Origin of the sequence: Micromonospora eburnea (genome assembly GCF_900090225.1) — a bacterium.
GTDB lineage: Bacteria > Actinomycetota > Actinomycetes > Mycobacteriales > Micromonosporaceae > Micromonospora > Micromonospora eburnea.
Genome location: NZ_FMHY01000002.1, coordinates 3,777,720 through 3,798,552, shown reverse-complemented (window position 1 = coordinate 3,798,552; position 20,833 = coordinate 3,777,720). Strand labels below are relative to the sequence as shown.

Sequence of the window (20,833 nt, the reverse complement as noted above, 5' to 3'; positions counted from 1 at the left end):
AGCGGCCGGCCGCCGGGAGGACGACGGCCGGCCGCTTCTTCCGTGATCAGGAGAGGTTGACCGCGGCGTCGTCGATGACGAAGGAGGTCTGCAGAAGACTGTCCTCCACGCCGCTGAACGAGATGGTGGCGGTCGTGCCGGCCAGCGACGAGATGTCGAAGGACCGCTGGACGTAGCCGACGGCCGCGTTGGCGTTGGAGTAGGTGGCCAGGGTGGTGCTACCCGCCTTGACGGTCAGCTTGTCGTAGGCCGTGGAGCCCGACTCCGCGGTGTCGATGTGCAACCAGAAGGTGAGCGTCGCCCGGCAGCCGGACGGGATCGTGACCGACTGCGACAGGGTGTCGGTGTGGGCGCTGCCGTAGCCGTCGAGCCACGCCTTGTACGAGCCGCTGTGCGCCGCCTGGCCGGTCGAGTTGGTGATGACGCCGGAGGTGGCGGTCCAGCTCACGTTGCCGGACTCGAAGCCGGGGTTGGCCAGCTTCTGGCCCGAGCAGCCCGGCGGCGGGGTCGTCGAGGCGGTCGGGGTCGGCGTCGGCGAGCCGCTGGTGCAGGTCGGGTCACCGGACTGCGCCGGCACGCTGACCGCGTCCCAGGCGGCCTTGACGGTGTTGAACTCGGTGCAGCTGTTCGGGTAGAGGTTCTTCGCCGCCTGCAGCGTCCAGGTGCGGTACTTCAGGTACGACGAGGACGAGGTCTTCAGCAGCATCGCGTTGTACATGATCTTGATGGCCGGCTGGATGCCCAGGCCGGTCACGGTGCTGCCGTTGCAGGTGGTGCTGGTCGGCTGGCCGTTGGTCGGGTTGCTGCCCATGGCCAGCAGGTAGAACCAGTGGTTGCCCGGGCCGGCTGCCTTGTGCACCTCGGTGCTCGGGATGCTGCTGGAGTAGCAGTTCGGGTCGCCGAGCGCCGACGGGTTGTACATGTTGCGGATCGGGCCGCTGCCGACCAGGTTGATCTTTTCGCCGACCAGGAAGTCCGGCCCGTCGTACGCGGCCGGTTCGTTGGCGAACCACTCGGTCGCGGCGCCGAAGGTGTCGGCGACGAACTCCTGCGTGCCCCCGCCGGAGATGCCGCCGGGGGTCTTGTCGTCGATGCCGTGGCCGATCTCGTGGGCCACCACGTCGAGCGAGCCGATCCACTGGCCCGCGGTGTTCTTGCCGATCTGGACCTGGGTGCCGTCGTAGTAGGCGTTCTGGTCGTTCAGGCCCACCCGGATCGGCCATGCGCCGCCGCTGCCGTTGGCGCCGTTGCGGCCGAGCCACTGCGAGAGCATCTTGTGCTCAGTCTGCGCGGCGAACAGCGCGTCGACGCAGCCGGTCTCCTTGTTGGTGGCGGTGCCGTTGCCCCAGACGTCGGTCGACTTGCTGAACGTCGTGTTGTTGGCGGCGTCCTGACAGCTCAGGTTGGTGACGCTCGGGTCCTTCATGGAGTATGTGCTGCCCGACAGCGTGGTGTTGAGCGTGAGCGGGCTCGGGCCGTTCCACGCGCCGGTGCCGGTGCCGTACACGATGTGCTCCTGCGTACGCAGGACGGCGCCGGTCAACGCGTCGACGTCGACGGTGAGCCGGCTGGGGCCCTCGGCGTCGGTCCCGCGGACGGTGGTCTCCCAGGCCAGGGCCGGCTGGGCGCCGAGCGTGTAGACGACCAGCGTGGTGCCCTCGACGGTGCTCACCGTTGCGAGCTGGGCGCGCGCGGTCTTCGCGGCGCTGGCCGAGGTCACCTTCGGCGTGACGGCGAGGCTGCCGATGCTCCGCTGTTGGGCGACGGAGGCGTACTTCAGGTTGCCGGCCGCGTCGGTGGCCAGCACGAAGTCGCCGCCGACGACCGGCAGTCCCTTGTAGGTGCGCTCGTAGGGCACGTACTGGGTGCCTTCGGAGGAGATGACCTGCTGCTGCACGAACGCCTCGTCGGCGCTGGCGTGCAGGTAGGCGGGCCGGCCGGCGACCAACGCGCTGGCCGAGTTGGCGGCGAGCACGCGGGCCTGGGCGGGGTCGGGGCTGGAGCTGGGGGGCGCGGCCTGCACGGCCGCGGCGGTGCCGGCGGCGATCAGGCCGGCCGCGGCCGCGCCCGAGAGCGCGGCGAGGCGGGGTGAGAGCTTCAAGGGGGTGTGCTCCTGTTCCTGGGCACGCGGAGCCCGGTCGGGGCGCGTGACGTGGGTTGCGAGGCAAGGTGGCGGCCGGTCTCCGGAGCTGCCGGCGTGGCCCCGGTTCGACAGATCGACCGTCCGAGCCGCCGGGGGTTGGCGGGCTCGCTGGAGCACAATCACACGGCCTCGGTCGGGGAGCAATGGGTGAGCCGAGCAACCGACCCTTGTCGATCGCTGTCCGGAGACCCCGATCCGTCAAACCGATGATCTTCAATAGCCACTGATCAGGCCGGATGTTCTACTCGGCGAACCGAAGGCTGTCCGATACGCGGCCAATGCCGCTCCATGCTGATGGCGCGTACTCGCCCCTCGGTTGAGATGTCGATCAGGCATGACTGAACGGTTCGTGGCTGTCGACCGGCCGGCACCACTGCTCACGGCGGGAGCAGTCGTGCTTGTCGGGCCCTTTGAACCTGATGGCGTAAACGAATCAGGCGGGCTCCGGCCGAGTGCGTGATTCGTTTACGCCATCAGGTTCGCAGGAAGCGAGAACCTTACTGTCCGGGGCGCTCGGCGACGTAGGTGCCCCGTCCCCGGGCTGGCCGATACGTGAGCGGTGGGGAGGGGCCGGCTCAGCGCACGAGCGACTAGGAACAGCCCAACCCCTGGGCGTACGTGGCCGGCGGGTTCCCGGCGACGACGTCGTCGGCGATCTCCCAGAACACCTCCGGCCAGTCACCCTTCTCGTTCATCTGGTGCAGCACCCGCCACCGGTGGCTGCCGCGCAAGGCGTCGGTGGCCCGCTGGAGTGCGGCGTCGTCGCCGGTCCGCTTGGCGCGTAGCCATTCCGCGATCCACGCGCAGCCAACGCGGCCGATCACCTCGGCGCCGAAATGGTAGGGGACGTTCGCGCCGATGTCACCGAGCGTGGCGGTGTCGAACTCTGGCGGAAGCGGCACGTCGGCGAGCACCCTGGCCGCCTCAGCGGCCACCCGGTCCGGCGTGACGACCTGCGCCGGAAGCGCGGCCAGCCAGGTGCGGGCGTCGACGCGTACGACGTCGGAGAGCACCCGACCGAGGCTGTCCCGCGTCCAGTTGCCGCTGGTCCGGAGCGCGACGATGACACCGTCGCGAGGGCGAAGCAGAACCTCGAAGTCGCCGGTGTTGTAGATGAAGAGGTCACCCGGCCAACTGTCGACCGTCACCGGTTCCGGTTTGCTGACCCTGAGCCGGTCGGCGTAGAAGCCCTCGTACGAGCCGGCTGGATACCAGTTCATCTCCAGCTCCCGCCTGTTGTCGCGGAACCTGATGGTGCCCTCCTGCTCGGCGAACCCGTAGACGGTTGTCACCTTCCAGCCGGGCCGGTTGATCAGCAGCCGCGGGTTGTCCTCGGCGGCCTTGATCGCTGCGGCCGAGTACACGATGGGGGTGCCGGCGGGGGCGGCCGGGCTGTCGTCCGGATGCTCGGGGAGCACGGCGGGCGCGGCCAGGACGCCGGCGAGCACCGCGGCCGCGGCCAGCGCACCGGCCGTGCGGCGGACCATGCCGCGGGGCGCCGGGGTGCGCGGGCGCGGTGGTTCGAGGAGTTGATGGAGGGGTGGCACGGCCGTGATCTCCTCCAGGAGGGCCTGCTGTGCCCCGCCGAGGTGTCCGATGATGTCGGGCCGGTAGGGGTCGGCGTTCCGGACCAGCTGGTCGAAGTGCTCGTCGGTCATCGGCCCTCCATCGGGGCGGGTGCGGTCAGGACGTCGAGTACATGTCCGGGTGGGGCGAGGTCGTCACTGACGAGATCGCGCAGTCTGGCTCGCGCGCGTGACAGGCGGGTTCGGACCACGGCGGGGCTCACCCGAAGGACCGCCGCCACCTCGCGCGGCTCCAGGCCCTCCCAGACGGTGAGCGTCAGCACCTCCCGGTCCAGTTCGCCGAGACGGGCCAACGCGGCCTGGACGGCGAGTCGTTCGGGTACCTCGCTGCCCGGGTCGGTGGCGGCGACGTCTCTCATCCGCTGTCTGAGCCGCTCACCCAGTCGCTCGCGGCGTAGGCCGGTGCGACGGTGGTTGGCAAGCACGCGTCGGGCGACGCCGTACAGCCACAGTCTGACTTCGGCGTCGTCCGGCATCTCGTGGCCACGGCGCCACGCGACAAGGAAGGTCTCGGCGACGACGTCGGCCGCGTCCTCGGGCTGCTCGGCGCGGCGCAGGGCGTACGCCAGCAGCGGCTGGAAGTTGCTGGCGTACACGCGTCGGAAGCGGTCCTCGTGGTCAGTTCCGGAGCTCACACTCACCCCATGTCCGATCGGGCGCCGATCGTGACAGGGCAGACCAGGAACGTGAGGCATCGGGATGAGTCGGCAGGTGTCGTCCACACCGGCCGTCGCCGGCGACGAATCCCGCCGATGTCGAGGTGGTCGATCAGATCGGCCGATGTCGGGCGTGACGGCCGGGTGCCGGGTACGGGGTGTGAGCCACCGTACCCGGCACCAGGTTGTCCTCTGTCTCAGCTGGTGGGCAGCACCGCGCTGCCCTTCTGATAGTTCTTACCCGTGCCGTCGGCGCGGTAGTTGTTCTCCACGTTGCCGGCCGCGTCCACCGAGAACCAGTGGATCTTCGTCCCCACGGGCAGGGTCAGCGTCTCACCGCCCTCCCGGATGCCGGCCGAGGCGTACAGCGTGGACGAGTAGGTCGGTGCGCTGCCGTCGACGGTGTAGAAGACCGCCGCCGGTTCGCTCACCGTGAACGTCACGTCCACCATGCCGGGCGTGCTGCTCGCCGTCACCGACAGGCCGCTCTTCGGCCGTTGGTGGTCGGTGTCGAAGTCCCGGGCCACCCGCATCAGCTCGACCAGGCCGTTGGCGAACTCCATTGTCTCCTGGTGCGCCTCCGCCCACGCCGGCTGGAACGAGGTGCCGACCTCGAAGTTCCAGGCGTAGATGCCGTACTTGTACCAGAGCATGTCGCCGGAGTTGCCGGCCGCCGAGTACAGCACGTCGGAGATCGGGCCGGTCCGGGCCGGCGTGACCGCCATGTTGCGGTGCCGCTTGATCGCGGTGAGGATCCGCGACGAGGCGCCCCAGAAGAACGACTCCTCGGCCAGGGTCGGCCGCGGCGCCGAGATCCGGCCCGGGGTGGCGTACGCCCCCGGCGACCACATGAAGTAGTTGCCGGAGGAGTGCAGGTTCATCGAGAACTTGATGTTCTTGTGCTGGGCCAGCCAGTCGAGGTTCTTGTCCTCCGGCTCGGACAGCTCGCTCGGCCCGGCGTAGGTGCCGCTGGTGCAGCTGCTCGACGCGCCCGAGTAGCCGTCGAACAGGCTGTACTCGGTGTAGTTGCGGTTGTTGTCCACGCCCCACGAGTTGCGGCCGAGGGCGTCGGCGGCATCGGTCAGCGGGCAGTGGTTGGTCATGTTCTTCCGCTGCGAGGCGTAGTCGTAGAACGAGTAGTGGCCGCCGTCCGGGTTGATCGACGGGGCGATCCAGATGTCCAGGTTGTTGACCAGCTGCTTGGTGCGGCCGTCGTGTCCGTAGTTGCGCAGCAGCCGCTCGGCGGTCTCGATGGCGACCAGCGGCGGGACCCACTCGCGGGCGTGCTCCTGGGCGTACGCGAGGACACCCATCCGGGACCCGTCGCGGTGCTTGCCGATCCGGATGGCGTACATCGGGTGGGGGTCTCGGGATACGCTGGCCGGCGCCTTCAGGCCGTCGGTGAGCGCCGTCCGGGCGGTGGCCGCGACCACTCCGGCGCCGGCGTCACCGCGGTAGGTGTACGCCCGGACGAGCGACCCGGCGTTGGCGTTCAGCGCGGCGACGACCTGTGCCGCGGTGGTGGTCAGCGCGCCGCTGGCGTTGGTGGCCAGGCTGACCCGGATGTCCTTGCCGGTCACGCTCACCGACAGGGGACGGCCGGCGGCACCCGGGTTGACCAGCTCGACGGAGATCTCGTTGCCGCCCTCGTGCCCCCAGGCCAGCGAGTCGACCGCCACCCGGTTGGCGTTCGTGGTGCCGAGCACCGTCTGGGCCTTGCGGCGGTAGCCGTTCGTCTGATACGGCAGCTCGACGACCTCGGCCAGGTCGGGGAACTCGGCGGCGAGCTGGTGGATCCGTTCGTACAGCTCGGTCGGGGTGAGATAGCTGGTGACGAAGTCCTTCTGGTAGCCGGGGCCCTCTGGATCGTCGGCCGGGATCGGCAGCCATTCCTTGACCTGGGCGACGGCGACCCCGCCGGTCGGGCTGGTGATCTGGATCCGGTCCGGGCGGGTCGTCACGGTCGAGGCGCCCCGGTGGTAGAGGTAGACGCCGGCGTCGACGAAGCGCGAGATGGTCTGGGTGCCGCCCGAGCCGAGCGCCGTGCCGGGGCCGCTGTCCCGGACCACGGTGAGGGTGCTGGTCGAGTTCTGACCCTCGGCCCACTTCGCCTCGACCGACAGGATCTGGTCGGTGCCGGAGGTGTAGTAGTCGGCGCGGATGATCTTCACATCCGAGGTGTCCGCGGCCGTCAGGGACGCGGTGAAGGCCCGGTTCTCCGCCTTGTGCGCGGCGATGGTCGCGTCCCGTTCCGCGACGCGCTCCGCCGAGTCCGTGGGTCGGAAGAGCACGTCGCCGACCTGGTAGCCCCGGGCGCGTAGGGCCGCCACCTCGTTCGGGGTGACGACCGCGTGGACGACGATGCCCTCCTCGGTGCGCGACACGTGGTGGTCGAGGTCGACGCCGGTGGCGACGAGTTCGTCCAGCTCACCGCTGTCGGCGAGCAGGATCTCCACCACACTCGCCTCCTCGTCGGGAAGCCGGTTCAGCTCGACGCTCTGGCCGGCTGCGCCGCCGGCCGGTGTGACGGCGGAGGCGGGACTGACCAGAAGCACGGCCGAGAAGGCCGCGATCGCGACGACGGGTGCCCGCCAGCGGCGGTCACCCGAGATTGACACTCGCATGTTCTCCCTTTCTGTCGGTGGGCAGGTGCGGGAATTCATGGCCCGCGACGATCGGCGGAATCGAGACCCGCGACAAGCGGGCGAGGGCTGAAGGAATCGGTTACCGCAACCGGTGCGGCGAACGGGGTCCGCGGACGTGAATTCACATCGGTGAGCGCCCGGTGGGCGGTCGGGGCGGCGGTCGGGCCAATCCTGAACGCATCTTCGGGTGGCTGTCAATGATGGACGGCTCCTGAATCGACGGTCCGGCGGTCGAGCCACGTGGCCGCCGAGGCGATGGTTCCGGCGACGGTGCGACAGGCGTAGGAGTCGATGCCTGCCATCTTCCACAGGTGTCCGATGACCTGCCCGCGCGTGGGTCCGTAGGTTCGGTGCGACCGTCACGGCGGCGACCCACGTCCATGCCGGGCGGAAGAGTAGACCTGCAGGTCGACGGGCGCTGTGGGGAGAGGGAGCACGCGGATGCGAAGAGGAAGACTTGCCTTGCGCGCCTCGGTGGTGGCCTTGGCGGTGGCCGCCACCGGCCTGCCGGCAACCGGCGCGCTGGCCCGGCCAGGTGCCGACGAACGCCCCGGGCTGGCGATCGAGGACGGCGTCACCCAACCGGTTTTCGGATATTCCGACGCCGTTCGGGAACGGATTTTCGTCACCTCCGACGTCGACACGGACGGCGACGGTGCGCGCGACGTGGTGGCCATGGACATCATTCGGCCGAGCGCCAGCGAGAACGGGCTGAAGGTCCCCGTGGTGATGGACGCCAGCCCGTACTACTCGACGGTTTGTCGGGGCAACGAGAGCGAATGCAAGGGCGATGTCGACGGAGACGGGCTGAATGACAAATGGCCCCTCTTCTATGACAACTACTTCGTTCCGCGTGGCTACGCGGTGATCCTGCTCGACATGATCGGCACCAACAACTCGACCGGCTGCCCGGTCACCGGCGGTCAGGCCGACAACATCAGCGCGCCGACGGCGATCGACTGGCTCAACGGGCGCCGGCCCGGGTTCGACGCCGCCGGCCGGGAGGTCGTCGCCGACTGGCACAACGGCCGGACCGGCATGATCGGCAAGTCGTACGACGGCACCCTGGCCAACGCCGCGGCCGCCAGCGGGGTGGACGGGTTGACCACCATCGTGCCGATCTCGGCCATCTCGAGCTGGTACGACTACTCGCGCAGCAACGGCCTGGTCACCCGGGCGAACAACTACTCGGGCAGCCTGGCCAACACGGTCACCAACCCCGACCGCCGGGCGTACTGCGCGCCGGTGCGGACGGCTCTCGGGCAGGGCGGCGACGACACCACCGGGGACTACAACGACTTCTGGGCGGAACGCGACTACGTGCCGCACGCCGACCGGGTCAAGGCCAGCGTCTTCGTGGTGCACGGCATCAACGACGACAACGTCCGCCCGGACCACTTCAGCAAGTGGTGGGAGGCGCTGGGCGAGCAGGGCGTGCCGCGCAAGCTCTGGATGACCGGCACCGGCCACGTCGACCCGTTCGACTTCCGCCGCACCAAGTGGGTCGACACCCTGCACCGCTGGTTCGACTACTGGCTCCAGGGCATCGACAACGGGATCATGCGGGAGCCGGCCGTGGACATCGAGCGGGCGCCGGACGTCTGGGAGACGGCCCGCACCTGGCCGCTGCCGAACACGCAGCCGACCCAGGTGTTCCTCACCGCGCCGACCAGCGGGAACGCGGGTGGCCTGGCCCTGCGCTCCGGTCCCGGCAACGCGTCGGCCGCCTTCCGGGACACGCCCACGATGACCCAGGCCAACGCCATCCGGCACCCGTCGGACCCGGCGGCGAACACGCAGAACCGCTTGGTGTTCCTCTCCGCGCCGCTGAAGGCGCCCCTGCACATCTCGGGCACCCCGATCGTTCGGATCAACGCCACCGTCGACGGCGAGGACACCAGCTTCGCCGGGCTGCTCGTCGACTACGGCAGCCGTGAACGCTTCAGCACCGCCGGTGACGGCGTCCGTACGCTGACCCAGGAGGACTGCTGGGGGGAGACGGCCAACTGGGGCGGGTTCGCCGAGGACGCCTGCTACCGCAAGGTCGAGAAGACCGTCGTCACCAGCCCGCAGGAGCTGGTGACCAAGGGCATCCTCGACGGCCTCAACCTCGACTCGCTGTCCGTGTCGACGCCGCTGGTGCCCGGGCAGAAGACCGAGGTCGACCTGAACCTGCTGCCCGAGGACTACGTGTTCGAAACCGGCAACCAGATCGGCGTGGTCCTGCTCGGCTCGTACTCCGGCTACAGCAGCCGGGCCAAGCAGAACCGGGCCGACATCACCGTGCACTTCGACCGTAGCCGGATCACCCTGCCGGTGGTCGGCGGTCGGCAGGCGGCCGCGGCGGCCGGCCTGTAGCAGTTCCGTGGGGGTGGGGCGCCGGGCACCCGGCGTCCCACCCCTGGTTCGTCCGCCCCGCCCGGGGCGCCGATCACTGGCTCGGCTGGTACTGGCCGGTCAGGCGGCCGAGCTTCAGCGCCAGGTGCAGGCAGAGCCGTTCGTTGCCGTCCTTGAGGTCGGTGTCGGCGAGCAGCTCCACCCGCTGCAACCGGTAGTACAGCGTCGTCCGGTGCAGCCGCAGCCGTTCCGCCGTGGCGTGGGCGTTGCCGGCCAGGTCGAGGTAGGTCTCCAGGGTTTCGAGCAGCACCTGCTGGGTCTCGTCGCCGAGCAGGCGGCCCAGCCCCGGATGCACCCGCGCGACGTCCAGGTGCCGGGCGTCCACCCCGGACAGCAGCCGGTAGATGCCCAGCTCGGACCAGGGGACGATCGGACCCAGCGCGGGCAGTTGCACGCCCACTCGGGCCGCCTGGAACGCCTCCTGGTACGACAGCACGCTGTCGTAAAGGCGGGGCCGGGCGTCGCCGACGCCGAGGACGGTGCGCGCCACCGACGTCAGCCCCCGAATCGCCCCGCGCAGGGCCTGGTCGAGCTGCGCGGCGGCGTCCTCCGCGGCCACCCGGACCGCGCTGCGCCCCCCGCAGATCAGCAGCACTCCGTGGTCGTGCCGGACCAGGTGCAGCGTCTCGCGCGATCCGATCCACTGCCGGGTCGCCACGAGGGCGTGCTCCAGGGCGAGCCGGGCCGCGTCGTCGAGCGCGTCGTCGGCGGCCACGACGAGCTGGGCGACCAGGGCGGTGACCTGACCGTCGGTGCCGACCAAGCCGTCGGTCAGCAACGATCGGACGGCCTCGCGGCGGGCCTCCGGGGACTCGACGAGGAGCGTCCGGGTCGCCTCCGCCTCCCGCTGCGAGGTCAGCTCGCCGAGCAGGTTCTCCCGGTAGAGGGCGAGCGACAGGTCCGACATCGCCTCGGTGACCACCGAGATGTCCTCGTCGGTCATCCCCTCGGCCTCGTCGATGAACCACACGAAGCCCAGCAGCAGGTCCTGGTGCCGGATCGGCACGCACACCCGGGGGAGGAGGTCCAGCTCGGGGGAGGCCGGGGTACGCACCGGCTCCCGGGCCTCCATGATCCCGATCTCCCGCGCCCAGGCGATCACCTCCGGGGTGGTGTGCCGGCGCAGGATCGAGCTGCGGCGTACTCCGTCGATCACCCCGGTGTGCTCGCTGTAGACGACGACCCGCTGGCGCCGGTCCTCGATCAGGGCCGGCCGTTTGACCCGTGCCGCGACCCGGTCGACGATGCGTTGCAGCTCCATGCGCATGCGCTTCTCCCGGACACCAACCCGCTCCCGCGACGCCTCGCTGGGATGGGGCTGGATATGTGCTGGTAGGACGGTTGGCCTACCTTCGATGATGTTGGCCTGATGGCGCAATCCCCGTAACCTCACCGCAACATCCGTACCCGGATGAGCCTCGGCGGTTTCGGCATCTGTCGGAAGACCGCGAGAGGTCACCCCCCCTAACGTGTGCGGTTGCCGGCCCATCGGGCCAGGGTGGGTCGTCCAGTCGCTGGGTACGCCCGCACGAACGGAGTGACCGGGAAGGGACGTCGTGGCCGCTACCAGGCCCTGGCAGGGCGTCATCGCCGCCATCCCCACGCCGTTCCGGGCGGATCTCTCCGTCGACTACGACCGGCTCCAGGAACACGTACGCTGGCTTGCCGACGAGGGCTGCCAGGGAGTCGCGCCGTGCGGCACGTTGGGGGAGTACCGGTCCCTGTCCGACGGCGAGCGCGCCGACGTGGTCCGCGCCGCCGTCGAGGCCGTGCCGAGCGGCTGTGCGGTGGTGCCGGGCGTCGGCGGGTACGGCAGCCGGCAGGCCCGGCGGTGGGCCGAGCAGGCCCAGGCCGCCGGTGCCCAGGCGGTGCTCGCGCCGCCGCCGGTCGGGCACCCGGGCACCGCCGCCGAGGTCGTCGCCCACTACCGCGAGGTGGCCGCCGTCGGGCTCCCGGTGGTGGTGTACGCCGACCCGGCCGAGAGCACGGTGGACCTGACGCCGGAGTTGCTCGCCCGGGTCGCCGAGACCGACGGCGTCCTGGCGGTACGGGAGCGCGACGTACGCCGGCTGCACCACGTCCGTGACCTGTGCCCCCATCTCGACGTGCTGGTCGGGGCCGACGACGTGCTGCTGGAGTTGACCGTGTGCGGCGCGACCGGGTGGATCGGGAAGAGCCCCAACGCCCTGCCCCGGCTCTGCCGGCGCCTGCAACGGCTGTGTGCCGCGCAGGACCTGGCGGCGGCGCTGCCGCTGTACGCCCAGCTGCACCCCCTGCTCCGCTGGGACTCCCGGCCAGAGGTGGTGCAGGCCGTCAAGCTGGCGATGGCGCTCGTCGGCCGGTACGGCGGGCCGTGCCGGCCGCCCCGTGGCCCGCTGCCGGCGGAGACCGAGGCGCGGGTGTGCCGGGACCTGCGGCGGGCGTTGCGGGCCGACGTCTAGGCACGACGGTCCGCGCCGGCGAACGTCCTGCACGTGTCGGAAGCGGCCGGCGCACCTGCCGACATCTGCACGGTGACCACGGGTCGGCCGGCTCCTAGATTCGGTTCGGGTGTGATCATGCCGGCCGGCGAGTCCGCCCGGCTTCGATCGCCTCACCCTCCCGAGCCCCCGATCTGAAAGGTGACCCGATGCACCTTCTGCCCACCCGGCGCACGGTGTGGCGTTCGGTGCTGGCCGCCGCAGTCGCGACCGTCGTGGTCGCGTCCGGCTCCGCCGGCACGGCCGCCGCCGCACCGGGCGACGCACCGGACGGGATCGCCCCGTTCCAGGTGCTCGACCCGCAGCACTGGCAGAACCCCGACACGATGACCTGGGACGAATACGTCCCGGTGCCGAACCGGAACTGGGCCGACCTCACCGTGCGTGGGTCGGTCCGAAACTTCAAGATCGCGTTGGTCACGCTCGACTACCCGGACCAGCCGTTCGTCGTCACCCAGCCCGCGCAGTCCTCGGTCTTCGGCAACCCGCAGGCGAGCGCGACGAACGTGGCGCGGGACCAGGTCGCGCAGTTCTACAGCGAGTTCCTGAACAAGCCCAACGAGCTGAACCGGGGACACACCCTGCACGAGTACTGGATGCAGGACTCCAACGGTCGCTACGGTGTCGACCTCACCGGCTTCGGCCCGTACGAGATGCCGTCGAAGTCGTTCCAGTACGGCATCGACAACAGCTTCAACCCCGGCGCCTGCCCGTCCGGGGTGACCTGCAACCGGAACATCCGTACCGACGGGCTCGGCGCCTGGCGCGCGGCGGTCGGCGACGAGGTCGCCAACAGCTTCGAGCTGGTCTTCATCCTCTCCGCCGGTCAGGACGAGTCCTCGACCTGGCAGGAGTTCGGCCAGATGATGTTCCAGAACAAGGAGGACGTGCCGGACGCCTGGGGCCCGCCGGACCCCAACCTGCCCAACTACGCCAAGACCCGGTACGTCGACTGGACGTCCTGGAAGGCGGCCGCCACGATCTGGCCGAACGCGGGCGGCGGTTCGTCGACCCAGGCGGAGAGCTCGGGCATGGGTGTCTACGCCCATGAGCTGAGCCACCTGCTCAGCATCGGGGACAACTACAACAACCCGTACGGCGTTCCGTTGCGTCGCGCGTACACCGGCATCTGGAGCATGATGTCGCGCGGCTCCTTCAACGGTCCGGGCGGCCCGCACACCCGCTGGCAGATCCCACCGGTCAACGGCGGCTCGATGGGCTCGCTGCACATGCTGCGGGACAAGATGAAGATCAAGCTGATCGGTGAGGAGCACGTCCTGCGGCTGTCCCGGGAGGGGCTCGCCACCTCCGGCCTCGTGGTCGCCGACATCACCGCCCGCGCGGTGGACGCCGGGGACGGCCTGACCGGCATCAACATCGCCATGAACCGGGACCTCTCGCCGGCGTGCAGCGTCAACACCAACCCGCTGTGCGACGGCGGCAACTACAACAACTACACCGTCGAGGTCGTCGACCGGATGGGCGCCGACTCGTTCACGCCGGACAGCGGCGTGCTGCTCAGCAAGACCAAGAACGCGGACAGCGCCCCGTTCGTGTGGGTGGTCGACGCGAACCCGCAGGACATCGACATGGTGGACTTCTACCAGCCGGACGGCACCCCGCAGAAGATCACCATGGGCGACTACCGGCAGTTGTCCGACGCGCTGTTCCACGCCGGCGCCAACTCCGGCAGCGAGTACGAGTACGTGGACGAGGCCAACCGGCTGCACTTCTACGTGCTCAACCTCCGCCGGGACGCCGACGGGGTGCTGTCGTACACGGTGGCGGTGCGGTCGCTGGACGGCGCCGGCCCGAGCGAGCACGGCGTCGCCCTGTCCAAGGGCTCCCTGGTCACCCGGGGCAAGCCGACCGGCAAGGGCGCGTTCTGCACCTTCGACCTGACCAACACCGGCCGGTACGTGGCCGGCGAGCAGCAGCACCCGGAGGACGCCAGCGAGTACCTGACGTCCGACGTGTACAAGCTCTCGGCGACCGTGCCCGGCAAGGGCTGGAAGGTGGAGCTGCCGAACGAGCTGGCCGTGGCCAAGTTCGGCGCCACCACCGGGGTCGACGTCTCGGTCGGCGCTAGCGCCGACGCGACCGCGACCACCCTGGTGGAGCTCACCGCCACCTCGGTGAGCGACCCGAGCAAGACCGTGACCAGCCAGTGCCGGGTCGAACGACCCCGGGCACTGATCAGCTGATCCACCCGATCGCCCGGGGCGGTGCGGACCGTTCGCCGCACCGCCCCGGGCTCCACCCTCACGACGACCTGGGAGGACAGATGCGGCGCCTGCTGGCAGTGCTGTCGCTGCCGTCGCTGCTTGCTGGCGCGCTGACCGCCTGCGGCGGCGCCGAGGAGCCCCGGTCGGCGATGACCGTACGGGTGCTCGTCCGCGACATCAACATCCGGCCGGAGGGCGAGCCGTGCGCCGGTACCGGCCCCTACACCCACTTCCACAACCGCGCACCGTTCCAGGTGATCGACGCCGCCGGCCACCCGCTCGCCGAGGGCTCGCTGTCGTCGGGCACCGCGGTGGCGACCTTCGCGGAAGACCTGGAGGTGGCGCGCGTCCCGACGTACTGCGAGTTCGCCGTGCCGGTCAACGTGGCCACGCGGGACGCCTACCGGCTGGTCGTCGACGGCCACCCGCCGATCGACCTCACCCCGAACACCAGCGAGGGCCCCGCGCTCGTCGCGGTGGTGCCGGCATGACCCGCAGGTACGCCGTCCGCCTGGCCGCCGCAGCGCTGGCCCTGGTCGCGGTGCTGTCCTCGACGTCCTGTTCCGACGGCGCCCCGGCGCGGCCGGAGCCGGTCCCCGGTGGTGCCGCGGCGCTGCCCGGCCCGGCGCCCGATGGGCTCGCGCTGCGACCGGCCCCCTCCGGCGTGCCGGCCGCGCCGGCCGTCACCGGTTCGTTGACCGACGGCAGTCGGGTCGCCCTCGCCGACCTGTGGGCCGACCGGCCGGTCGTGCTCGTCTTCTTCAGCTCCTGGTGCGCCCAGTGCGAGCAGCGGCAGGACGCGCTGAGCGAGTTGGCCCGCACCTACCGGGACCGGGTCGTCCTCGTCGGGGTGGCCGGGGAGGACAAGCCGGATGACCTGCACCGGTACCTGCGGGAACATCGGGTGGAGTACCCGGTCGTCGTCGACGATGACGGCACGATCGGGCAGTCGTACGCGGTCCGCGAGCCACCGGCCGTGGTGGTCGTCGCCAAGGGCGGTGCGCTGTTGCGGGGCTGGCCGGGCGGAGTCGACGCGCCGACCCTCGACGGCAAGCTGCGTGAGCTGGTGCTGGCCTCCTGACCCGGCCGGCCGCGCCGCCGTACGCCGCTCTGCAGACAGGCGACGAAGCGCAGCCCGGGCGCGCGCGCCCTCCCCGGCGGGTGAGGCACGGCGTGTCATCGACGTCGACCACGACCACCCGGACCAGGGTCGCACACCGGTTGGGCGGTCAGTCGGGGTCGCCGAGCCGCCGGCGTTGTGGGTAGACGGTCTCGCCGCGGGCCAGCATGGCGACGAACTCCGCGAGCCGGCGTTGGCGGGTGTCGGCGCGCTTGGCGGTGGCGAGCCGGTAGAGGATGGAGTACCGGTTCTGAGCGGTGAGGATGTCGAACATCGCCCGGGCCCGGGGCTCGGCGACGAGCGCGGCCGCGAGGTCCGCCGGGACCTCCGCCGTGGCCTGTCCGGCGTACGCGGTGTCCCAGCGGCCGTCGCGCTTGGCGCGTTCCACCTCGGCGAGTCCGGCCGGGTGCATGCGGCCCTCGGCGAGCAGCCGCTCGACGATGCCGACGTTCCGCGCCGACCAGGGGCTGCGCGCCCGGCGTGGGGTGAACCGCTGCCGGTAGGTGCCCTCGTCGCGGCTCTTCACCTGGCCGTCGATCCAGCCGTGGCAGAGCGCCTCGTCGAGCGCCTGGTCGTAGTTGACGGTGGTGGGGCCGGTGCCGCCGCGTTTCGCCAGCACCAGCCACACGCCGTCCGGGTCGGCGTGGTGTTCACCGAGCCACCGCCGCCAGGCGGCGGCGTCCGGGACGATCAGTTCCGGCAGTTCAACGGGCATGCTGGCACCTCCTGGTGGTCACCTCGGCCCCCTGGTCCGCGACGGCGACACGCTCGGCAGCGGGCTCAGCGAGAGCGAGCCGCTCGGCGTCGGCGTCGGCGGGTCACTCGGGCTCGGGCTGGGCCTGGAGTCCGACGGCGTCGCGCTCGGCGTCGGACGAGAGGAGGCCGTAGGGGACGAGGAGGTGGTCGGCGCCGGCCGGTTCGTGGCCGACGGCGGTGGGGTGTCGTCCGGGAACCTCGGGTCGCTGAACCGGTACTTGCCCGGGTCGAGCTTCATGGCCGCGGTCGCCTGCTCCATGAACTGTCGCCAGATCGGTCCGGGGGCGTTGGACCCGTACACCTCGTAGCTGCCGTTCTTCGTCCTCAGCGGCTTGCCGTCGCTGGTGCCGAGCCAGACCGCCGCCGCGAGGGCACCGGTCCACCCGACCATCCACGTGTGCACGTTCTGCGTGGTGCTCTGGCCCGCCTGCCAGGTGCCGGTCTTGCCGGCGGAGTCCCAGCCGTTGTCGAGCCTGGCGGCGCGTACCCGGCGCAACGTCCAGTCGAGCTGGTTGATCGCCTCCTCGTCCAGCCCGACGTCGGTCTGCGTCAGCCGCTCGGCGTACAACTCGTCGTCGCCCTTGGTCACTGAGCGGACGAAGTGCGCCTCGGCGCGCTTGCCGCCGGCCGCGAAGGTCGCCATCCCGTTCGCGTGGTCCTGGACGGTGATGCCGTACTGGCCGATGCCGACCTCGGTGGAGAACCGCTTGGCCACCTCGGCGGCCGGCTTGTCGCGCAGGTCCACCCGCTGCGGCTGCGGGTTGCCCTTCTCGGTCGCCCACATCGAGTCGACCCCGGCCCGCTTCGCCATGTCGATCACCTTAGCGGTGCCGAGCTTCTCGGTCAGCTCGAAATAGGTGACGTTCAGCGAGGCGACCGTCGCCTCCCAGAGCGCGCAGTCCGGTTGGCAGGCGGCGTGCTCGGCGTTGCGGATCGGGCCGGCCGGGCTGCCCTTGGTCCGCCCCGAATCCGGGAACTCCTTGGTCTCCGGCGAGTCGAAGTGCTGCTTCACGGAGATCTTGTCCTGCACGGCGGCGGCCAGGTCGTACACCTTGAACGACGACCCCGGCGGGTGCTGGCCGAACCCGTGCGCCTGCCCGTCCTCGTCGTAGTACCAGCCGGCGTAGTCGGCGCCGCGACCGTTGTTGCCGCCGTAGTAACCGAGCACCCGGCCGGTGCCCGGTTCCACCGCCACCAGCGCGGCCTGCCAGTTGTCCGGCTGGCCGCGGACCGCCTCGGGGGCGGTGCCGCGGCGGATGTCGGCGCTCGCCTCGGCCGCGTCCTGGACCCGCTTGTCGATGGTGGTGACGATCCTGTAGCCGCCGTCGCGGATGACCTCGTCCGGCTTGCCCCGGAACTGCTCGGTCTGGCGCAGCTCGCCGAGCACGTGGTTGACGACCAGGCCGGTGGGCTGGTCCAGCCCGGACCGGCCGGCGTCGGGGTCGATCGGCTTGACCGTGTCCGGGTACGCCAGGTTCGCCGCCTGCTCGGGCGTCAGGTAGCCCAGCTTCACCATGCCGTCGCGGATGTAGTTCCAGCGGTCGATCGAGTTCTGTTTGGCCAGGGCGTTGCGTCGCGGGTCGTAGCCGGGTGCGCCCTCCGGGTCGGCCGGATCGGCCTCGGGCTGCTTGACCATCGCGCAGAGCACCATCGCCTCCGCCTGGGTCAGTTGCTGTGCCGGCGGCGCGTCCCGGCGTACCGTCTTGCCGAAGAACGTCTGCGCGGCGGCCTCGATCCCGTACGCGCCCCGCCCGAACGGGACGGTGTTGAGGTAGAAGCCGAGGATCTCCTCCTTGCTGTACTTGTCGGCCAGCTTCCAGGCGATCACCGCCTCGCGCAGCTTGCGCGAGTAGGTGACCCCGTTCAGGTCGGCGGCGACCCGCGCGTACTGCTGCGTGATGGTGGAGGCGCCCTGGCGCTGCCCGCCGGTGAGGTTGGACCAGGCGGCGCGGAGTACGCCGCTGAAGTCGATGCCCTTGTTGGTCCAGAACGTGCGGTCCTCGGCCGCCACGATGGCCTGCTTGGCGGAGTCGTTCATCTGGTCGTACGGGACGATCGTGCGGTTCTCGTCGCCCAGCTTCGCCATGGGGGTGCGGCCGTCGGCGTAGTAGACGGTCGTCGACTCGGGAAGTCTGAGGTCCGAGGGCGTGGGCACGCTGTCGAAGTAGTAGCCACCGGCGAGCAGGCCGGAGCCGGCCAGCAGCGCGAAGACCGCCAGGAAGATCAGGAGGCGGTGACGCCGACGCTTCCGGCGCCGGGTGGGGGCGGTGGCACCGCCGGCGTGGTCGTTGTGATCGGTAGGAAGTTCCCGCACCCGATACCCTCCGACTGCTCGGCCGAATCGTGTCCCTGCTCGACCTGCACGTTAGTGGAGCTGCGGGTACGTCGTGTCTCACCGCCGTCGCCGGATGTGTTCTATATCGCGATCGGGGCATTGACGGTCGCCTTCGACGAGACCTCGGTGGGGCGGGTTGCGGGAGCGCCCACCGTCGATCGGTTTCGTGCCTGACCAGCGGTAATTCCCCCGACTGCCGGTGGTGACGGGACGCGACCGGGGCGGTCCTCCTGCGGGGCCGCCCCGGTCGGACCACCTCAGCGCAGGGCCCAAGCGTTCACCCGGCCGTTACGCGTCAGGGCCGGCGGGCGGCAGGCCGGCCAGCGGGCGTTGCCGCCGGAGCGGCCGGTCCAGAACGGCGACAGCCGCCACATCGGGTGCGTGGTCGTGCCGTCCGGCACCGGGAAGGCCTCCCGGTCGGCGTAGCCGTGCCGGCGGAACAGGTCCCGGTCGGCCTCGGTGAACGCCTCCGCGTACGTCGGCAGGCCCAGCGTGTCCATCCAGCGCTGCGCCCCGGCGAGGAGCGCCGCTGCCCGCCGCGCCGAGGACCGCCCCGGTGCGGCCAGCAGCGCGAGGTGGTTGTGCGCCTCGGTGGGACGCCGCGCCGCGAGCACCCGGTCGAGGCGGTCGAACCGCTCCCGGTGCTCTCCGCAGGCATCGGCGAGCCGGTCGGCGTACCGCGCGGGTGGCGGGATCGGCCGGTAGCGGTGAAACCAGACGGCCGCCGCCGAGCCGTCCTGGAGCAGGAACGCGTCGCCGAAGAGCAGTGCGTGTTCGGTCCAGATCCGGGCCACCGCGGCGAGCACGGATGGTCGATGTCGCTCGTCCGGGACGAGCCAGGCGCCGATGGGGGTGGGGTTCAGGGCGTCGGTGACGAGATCGGCGATCCAGCCGATGTCGCGCCATCGGGCCCGGATGACGGGCATGCTCACGCTCATGAGTAACTCCTGGTCGCCATCGTGATCGGTTACGTCGGAAAGGTCGCCGACACGGGTCACGCCACGGTGGGGGACACCAGGGGTCGGCCAGATCCTTCGGAGGTACGCGGGTTCTCCCGTACCGCCCGCGGGCGGCACCGAGCGGCGCGCCGGTCAGGCGGGCCGGGTGTCCGGGCGGGGTGAGCGGGACCGGAGCGCGTCGCCGTCGGGCGGGCGGCACCGGTGCGCAGGCAGGACGGGCGCCGTCCAGGCGCCGGCGGAGGCGTCGGCGGGGGCGCCGTGCCCACCGCCGGACAGGTCGACCTTGCCGCTGCCGGGGATGTGCCGGGCCGGCGCGGAGTCGGCGTCCGACCGTAGCGGGTGCGGCCCGTCCGGCCTGGCCTGGCTCGACGCCGACCGGTCCGACGTGGTGTGCCGGGCGGCGGCCGGCGTGCCCGGGTCGAATTCGGCGCATCCCGGGTCGGCGGCCGCCGGGTCGGTGGCGAGCGGCGGGAGCGCGGTGGTGGCCGGCGAGTCGGGCGGGGGAGGGATCGGGTCGGTCAGGCCGAGCCCCGGACCGGTGACCGGGGGTGCTGACCCGGCCGGTGGGTCGGTGGCCGGATCCAGCAGGTCGGCCACCGGTTCGAGCGGCTTCAGGACCGGGTCGAGCACCGGTTCGAGCGGCTCAAGTACCGGTGCCAACCCGCGCCGCACCGGTGCGAGCGGCCTGATGACCGGGGCCAGGATGTCGGCTACCGGGGTGAGTATCCCGGCACGCACCGGTTCGGTGACGGGTTTCAGGGCACCGGTGGCCGGGGTGATTACTCGGCTGCGGATCGCTTCGATGACGGGGCTCAGGGCGTCGGCGACGGGGGTGAGCGTCCCGGTGCGGGCCGGTCTGGTGACCGGGCTCGGCGCGCCCGCCGCCGGGGTGGGTGTCCCGCCGGGTGTCGGGCGGTGCGCGTCGCGGGGCCGGTCGGTTCGTGGCGGCGCGGTGACCCGGTCGGGGAGAGGGGCGGACGGTCTCGTCACCCGACCCCGGGCGGGTCCCGTCCCGGCCCCCTGCGGCGGTGGCCGGAGCCTGCGGTGGGTCGGCCCGGCGGGGCAGCCGGGCGGCCGTGGCGCCGTCCGCTTCGGCGGAACGACGGTCCTGATCGGCGGTGGAGTCGGTGCGGTGTGCCGGGCGGCCGCGTCGACGGCCGGGCCGGGCGCCGACGCGGGCGGGGCCGCGCCGAGGACCGGGCGGAGAACGCCGCTGAGCAGGTCGAGGGTGGCCCCGACGACGGGTGGCCGGTCGGCGGCGTACGCGGCATCGGCGGTGGCGACCTCATGGCCGGCCCACGCCGCGAGCATCCCGCCGAGCAGGAGGCCGAGACGCAGCAAGCCCCGCGTCAGCCGCCCGCTCCGTCGAGTCATCCCGGTACCCCTCCGATCGACGGACAATGCCGTCGATCAACGCCCGTACTCTACCGAAGGCGGTCGCTCGATTACAGTCTGCGGCTGATCGAAATCGGGCGCGTCGCGTCCGGCAAGGAATTGCCGCCACCCATCGCCGGCGGTTCCCGCCGTCGAC

At 71.4% G+C, this 20,833-nt stretch carries 14 protein-coding genes; 5 read left to right on the top strand and 9 right to left on the bottom strand.

Annotated elements, in window-relative coordinates:
• Positions 1–46: 46 nt before the first annotated feature.
• The 4 genes from GA0070604_RS17215 to GA0070604_RS17200 all read right to left on the bottom strand — a co-directional run bounded on the left by GA0070604_RS17215 (position 47) and on the right by GA0070604_RS17200 (position 7,003).
• The gene (locus GA0070604_RS17215) at positions 47–2,101 is read right to left on the bottom strand and encodes a M4 family metallopeptidase (protein ID WP_091118910.1); all 2,055 of its coding nucleotides are present in this window, start codon (positions 2,099–2,101) and stop codon (positions 47–49) included.
• Positions 2,102–2,733: 632 nt separating this feature from the next.
• On the bottom strand, positions 2,734–3,801 hold the full coding sequence (locus GA0070604_RS17210) for a hypothetical protein (RefSeq protein ID WP_091118907.1): 1,068 nt from the start codon (positions 3,799–3,801) through the stop codon (positions 2,734–2,736).
• Positions 3,798–4,364: an RNA polymerase sigma factor gene (locus tag GA0070604_RS17205; protein ID WP_091118905.1), complete on the bottom strand. Its 567-nt coding sequence runs from the start codon at positions 4,362–4,364 to the stop codon at positions 3,798–3,800. The genes GA0070604_RS17210 and GA0070604_RS17205 overlap by 4 nt, the downstream gene beginning before the upstream one ends.
• Before the next feature lie 218 nt (positions 4,365–4,582).
• Positions 4,583–7,003, bottom strand: coding sequence for a M14 family metallopeptidase (locus GA0070604_RS17200; protein WP_244161955.1), 2,421 nt, complete (start codon positions 7,001–7,003; stop codon positions 4,583–4,585).
• Positions 7,004–7,471: 468 nt separating this feature from the next.
• Here GA0070604_RS17200 and GA0070604_RS17195 point away from each other — a divergent pair, with 468 nt between their 5' ends.
• Positions 7,472–9,388 carry a Xaa-Pro dipeptidyl-peptidase gene (locus tag GA0070604_RS17195; RefSeq protein WP_091118899.1) on the top strand — a complete coding sequence of 639 codons (1,917 nt, stop codon included), beginning with the start codon at positions 7,472–7,474 and terminating at the stop codon, positions 9,386–9,388.
• A gap of 73 nt (positions 9,389–9,461) precedes the next feature.
• Here the strand turns inward: GA0070604_RS17195 and GA0070604_RS17190 are convergent, their stop codons facing one another.
• The gene (locus GA0070604_RS17190) at positions 9,462–10,694 is read right to left on the bottom strand and encodes a PucR family transcriptional regulator (protein WP_141721314.1); all 1,233 of its coding nucleotides are present in this window, start codon (positions 10,692–10,694) and stop codon (positions 9,462–9,464) included.
• Positions 10,695–10,983: 289 nt separating this feature from the next.
• Between GA0070604_RS17190 and GA0070604_RS17185 the strand changes: the two genes are divergently transcribed.
• The 4 genes from GA0070604_RS17185 (at position 10,984) to GA0070604_RS17170 (ending at position 15,213) form a co-directional block, all read left to right on the top strand.
• Positions 10,984–11,868, top strand: coding sequence for a dihydrodipicolinate synthase family protein (locus GA0070604_RS17185; protein ID WP_091127204.1), 885 nt, complete (start codon positions 10,984–10,986; stop codon positions 11,866–11,868).
• 188 nt (positions 11,869–12,056) lie between these two features.
• Entirely contained in the window at positions 12,057–14,111 is a 2,055-nt protein-coding gene (locus GA0070604_RS17180; protein ID WP_091118893.1) for a M6 family metalloprotease domain-containing protein, read from the top strand.
• An 80-nt stretch (positions 14,112–14,191) separates the two neighbouring features.
• A complete protein-coding gene (locus GA0070604_RS17175; protein ID WP_091118890.1) occupies positions 14,192–14,623 on the top strand; it encodes a hypothetical protein in 432 nt (143 codons plus the stop codon).
• Complete coding sequence (locus GA0070604_RS17170; RefSeq protein ID WP_091118886.1) at positions 14,620–15,213, top strand: TlpA family protein disulfide reductase; 594 nt, start codon at positions 14,620–14,622, stop codon at positions 15,211–15,213. The genes GA0070604_RS17175 and GA0070604_RS17170 overlap by 4 nt, the downstream gene beginning before the upstream one ends.
• A 148-nt stretch (positions 15,214–15,361) precedes the next feature.
• Here the strand turns inward: GA0070604_RS17170 and GA0070604_RS17165 are convergent, their stop codons facing one another.
• The 4 genes from GA0070604_RS17165 to GA0070604_RS17150 all read right to left on the bottom strand — a co-directional run bounded on the left by GA0070604_RS17165 (position 15,362) and on the right by GA0070604_RS17150 (position 20,676).
• Entirely contained in the window at positions 15,362–15,967 is a 606-nt protein-coding gene (locus tag GA0070604_RS17165) for a YdeI/OmpD-associated family protein (protein ID WP_091118883.1), read from the bottom strand.
• Between the two features lie 18 nt (positions 15,968–15,985).
• On the bottom strand, positions 15,986–18,322 hold the full coding sequence (locus GA0070604_RS17160) for a transglycosylase domain-containing protein (RefSeq protein WP_091118880.1): 2,337 nt from the start codon (positions 18,320–18,322) through the stop codon (positions 15,986–15,988).
• Positions 18,323–18,600: 278 nt separating this feature from the next.
• Positions 18,601–19,281 (bottom strand): hypothetical protein, encoded by a 681-nt coding sequence (locus tag GA0070604_RS17155; protein WP_244161954.1) that lies wholly within the window; start codon positions 19,279–19,281, stop codon positions 18,601–18,603.
• Between the two features lie 153 nt (positions 19,282–19,434).
• Positions 19,435–20,676: a hypothetical protein gene (locus GA0070604_RS17150; protein ID WP_141721313.1), complete on the bottom strand. Its 1,242-nt coding sequence runs from the start codon at positions 20,674–20,676 to the stop codon at positions 19,435–19,437.
• Positions 20,677–20,833: the final 157 nt, after the last annotated feature.

Excerpts from the sequence above, each read along its gene's own strand:
- GA0070604_RS17150 (WP_141721313.1), bottom strand. The coding sequence starts at position 20,676 with ATGACTCGACGGAGCGGGCGGCTGACGCGGGGCTTGCTGCGTCTCGGC.
- GA0070604_RS17170 (WP_091118886.1), top strand. The coding sequence starts at position 14,620 with ATGACCCGCAGGTACGCCGTCCGCCTGGCCGCCGCAGCGCTGGCCCTG.
- GA0070604_RS17165 (WP_091118883.1), bottom strand. The coding sequence starts at position 15,967 with ATGCCCGTTGAACTGCCGGAACTGATCGTCCCGGACGCCGCCGCCTGG.
- GA0070604_RS17175 (WP_091118890.1), top strand. The coding sequence starts at position 14,192 with ATGCGGCGCCTGCTGGCAGTGCTGTCGCTGCCGTCGCTGCTTGCTGGC.
- GA0070604_RS17155 (WP_244161954.1), bottom strand. The coding sequence starts at position 19,281 with ATGAGCGTGAGCATGCCCGTCATCCGGGCCCGATGGCGCGACATCGGC.
- GA0070604_RS17210 (WP_091118907.1), bottom strand. The coding sequence starts at position 3,801 with ATGACCGACGAGCACTTCGACCAGCTGGTCCGGAACGCCGACCCCTAC.
- GA0070604_RS17180 (WP_091118893.1), top strand. The coding sequence starts at position 12,057 with ATGCACCTTCTGCCCACCCGGCGCACGGTGTGGCGTTCGGTGCTGGCC.
- GA0070604_RS17195 (WP_091118899.1), top strand. The coding sequence starts at position 7,472 with ATGCGAAGAGGAAGACTTGCCTTGCGCGCCTCGGTGGTGGCCTTGGCG.
- GA0070604_RS17190 (WP_141721314.1), bottom strand. The coding sequence starts at position 10,694 with ATGCGCATGGAGCTGCAACGCATCGTCGACCGGGTCGCGGCACGGGTC.